The sequence below is a fragment of the Bacillus sp. JJ664 genome (assembly GCF_036962205.1).
Lineage (GTDB): Bacteria > Bacillota > Bacilli > Bacillales > Bacillaceae_G > Gottfriedia.
In genome coordinates this window covers 430-3,341 of the sequence record NZ_JBALMS010000168.1, presented here as the reverse complement: position 1 = coordinate 3,341, position 2,912 = coordinate 430, and the positions used below count along the sequence as shown (strand labels likewise).

Genomic DNA, 2,912 nt, shown 5'->3' with positions numbered 1-2,912 from the left:
TTGTTTTTCATGTTCAATTAACGCGCCAGTTAGTTCAACAAACTTATCTCGCCATTTACTATCTAAAGAAATGTTTTATAGCTTCTAAACGAATATTGCCATGACATTGTACACAACAATATAATAGCTTTCTATTCACCTTGTATAACTTATATTCCTTACTGCCTTCGTATAATCTAAATTCCTTTAAACAACAAAAACAAATTACATCATAAAAAAACATTATACATCCTCCCCTTAGATGATACGTTAGTTTTGAAGCAATTTGAATATATTCATATAGTAAGTGATCTTTATTTACTTATTAAACTAAAGCGCCAGTTAGTTACAGAAGGAAGACCAATAATAATTCAATTATAGTGAGTCAATTAGGTGTAAAAGTTATCCTAAATCGTCAATTATGTTCTATTTTAATTAAGATGGACCAAAAATGGTCTTTCTTACAAAACGAATCTAATAATTAGAACTCCTAAATAACTGTTCTAATTTCTATCTCCTTTTGTTCATTGTTGTCTATAATATTCGTTTCGTAATCTAAATAAATGATAACACATTATTATAAATTCATATTCAACTGATATGAACGAACTAAACCAACAAATTTTTGACTATCCTTCATAATATTAACGGCTCCTTTTGTTTGTAGCTCTACATTTGGTTATGGTAGGCTTTTTGATTACTTGCCTACTGCAAGCAAAATGGCGCCGTTTCGCTCAATATGACTAACCTGCCAAATACATAAATAAAAAAGCAGGCATTGACTGCTATGAGTTTTCAACTAACGCATGCGTTAGTTGAAGATCACGAGTCACAAAAGTGGCTCTTTTTGACCATACCTTGTTTTTAGACGCCTATGTTCAAACTCCTTTAAAGTAGTTTTAGGTCTTCCATTGAGCCTTTTTGTAAATGTTCAAATGCTATTATTAACACCTCCGATTATTATTACGTTCTTCTATGCATCTTAGGTAAGTAGCACATTTCTCTTTGAAACACTTAGTTACTGTCCCTGGTTTAAGTTTATCTTTAAACTTCTCATAGCAGTAACATACTTCATCGTCCTGTTTAGGTTCATTCTTTCGACCAAAGACCATTGGTCCGATATCAGAAGGTTTTAAGTCTTCTATTCCTTTATCTTTTTTGTACTTATCTAAACACGACTTACATATACAAGATCTTCTAACCTCTTCTGGTGATATCTGATTAAATATCTCTCTTGGGAAATACTCATCATTACACCAACAAGTCTTCCCACTTGAGCACTTATTCTCATTACCACACATGGGACAAATCTTAATTGCCATTAAATCCCCTCCTCAATAATATGGTTAACAAAAGGAATTACCCTTTAATTCCGTTCAATCATTTAATTGGTTTACTATATTTATCCATTTAATTATATCAATCCTAAATTAACTAAACTGCCAAATCCTTAAATAAAAAAAGGCAGCCATTGCTGCTTTCTCTTCAACTAACGCGCTCGGTAGTTAAATTACTTATATATGTAGGGATAATAATTCTTTAGTAAAAGAACTCAAATCATTACTGACCTTGGGATACTTAATGACATTTTGTAAAATATCTATGTAGTCTATCTTTTCTTCTCCCTCAATACCATTAATTACTCGATTTAACATCCAAACGGTATGAGAAGTCGGGAACCTCTGAATTGATTGAACCAACTTATGAATCAGTTAGTGGAAATAAAAAAATATTATTCATAGAAATTTCCCGATAATAGGACATTCGCAAAAGCCTTCCAACTTGGTTCTTCTGATAATTTCTCAATGTCAGTTATCCAGGCTTCAATAGACTCTAAATAGTGCTCATGTGTGATATTTTCCCATTCCTCTTCATTTGTTTTTAAGTCTGTTCTTAGTGATTCAATTAACATTATTAAATCCTTTTTTGTTTTTACTTTTTCACATTTATCCGTAATAGCCATTCTATTACCTTCGTTTACTCTCAACAACTTTGCGGAAAATATACGTTGTTTTTCTATTAAATCAACTAACGTCTAGAACGCTTGTCCAAACAATATCATATGATGTTAAGGTAGTTAATATAAAGGAAAAGGAGTGTTTTTATTGGGTTGTAACCGTAATAATGATTTTGTTGGTGGAGAAAGTGATCGAAACAGAAATAAAAGAGATTTTACATTTGACGCTAAAATCAGGGTTGATCGAGATGAATTCTGCCGTGCAGTAGATCGTTGCATCGATGATCGAGTTGCTGGTGCTGAAGATCGACGCGATGACAGAGATCGTAATCATTGTGGTTGGAGATGGATCTAATTTTTGATTCATAGTGTAATGTTACTTCGAACAAAAGGGTCTTCATTTCACTAAATAATAAATTACTAAAAAACCCATCCTTGAATCGTAAGGGATGGGTTTTTCGCACACACCTTCCAATTGAATTTGTCTTTAATAATTATGATTTCTTCTCAACTATTCTGCCAGTTACTTGAATAAGAAAAAAGCCACAAATTCGAATCATGATTTTATTATTGAACTAACGCGCCAGTTACTTGAATAAGAAAAATAATAATTCTTCTATAAAGAAGAATCTTTCAACATCTAATTTTCTAATCTATCTTGACCAAAACTTGGATTAAAAATTAAAAGCGTGTAGTATTGTAGGCAAACCAAAATAACCGAATATTGTTCCAAATAATATGACTAATAAAACCAACCCTAATACGCCTTTTTTAATTGATTTTATAATGCAAAATATTAATCCTAATATAGTAAAAAATGTTATTATTACTAATTCCATACCACTAATCATTTTTCATCACCTTTTTATTTGGAATATTTTGATGAAAACATATTTCTTCATTAACAAAATTGCCAGTTCGCAACATAAAAAAGCTGTAGAACTTCCCTGCTGATATGTAACTAACGCGCCAGTTA

Annotated in this window: 3 protein-coding genes; 1 reads left to right on the top strand and 2 read right to left on the bottom strand. The window is 31.4% G+C overall.

Annotated features, from left to right (window positions below; all coding sequences use genetic code 11):
• Positions 1-923: 923 nt before the first annotated feature.
• Positions 924-1,301, bottom strand: a complete 378-nt coding sequence (locus tag V7056_RS19345; RefSeq protein WP_499704024.1) for a cysteine-rich CWC family protein — start codon at positions 1,299-1,301, stop codon at positions 924-926.
• A 410-nt stretch (positions 1,302-1,711) separates the two neighbouring features.
• Complete coding sequence (locus tag V7056_RS19340) at positions 1,712-1,942, bottom strand: DUF7660 family protein (RefSeq protein ID WP_499704023.1); 231 nt, start codon at positions 1,940-1,942, stop codon at positions 1,712-1,714.
• Positions 1,943-2,084: 142 nt separating this feature from the next.
• Between V7056_RS19340 and V7056_RS19335 the strand changes: the two genes are divergently transcribed.
• The gene (locus V7056_RS19335; RefSeq protein ID WP_499704022.1) at positions 2,085-2,291 is read left to right on the top strand and encodes a hypothetical protein; all 207 of its coding nucleotides are present in this window, start codon (positions 2,085-2,087) and stop codon (positions 2,289-2,291) included.
• Positions 2,292-2,912: the final 621 nt, after the last annotated feature.

What these genes read in the sequence shown, in the direction of transcription:
- V7056_RS19345 (WP_499704024.1), bottom strand. Translation starts at nt 1,301, where the DNA reads ATGGCAATTAAGATTTGTCCCATGTGTGGTAATGAGAATAAGTGCTCA.
- V7056_RS19340 (WP_499704023.1), bottom strand. Translation starts at nt 1,942, where the DNA reads ATGGCTATTACGGATAAATGTGAAAAAGTAAAAACAAAAAAGGATTTA.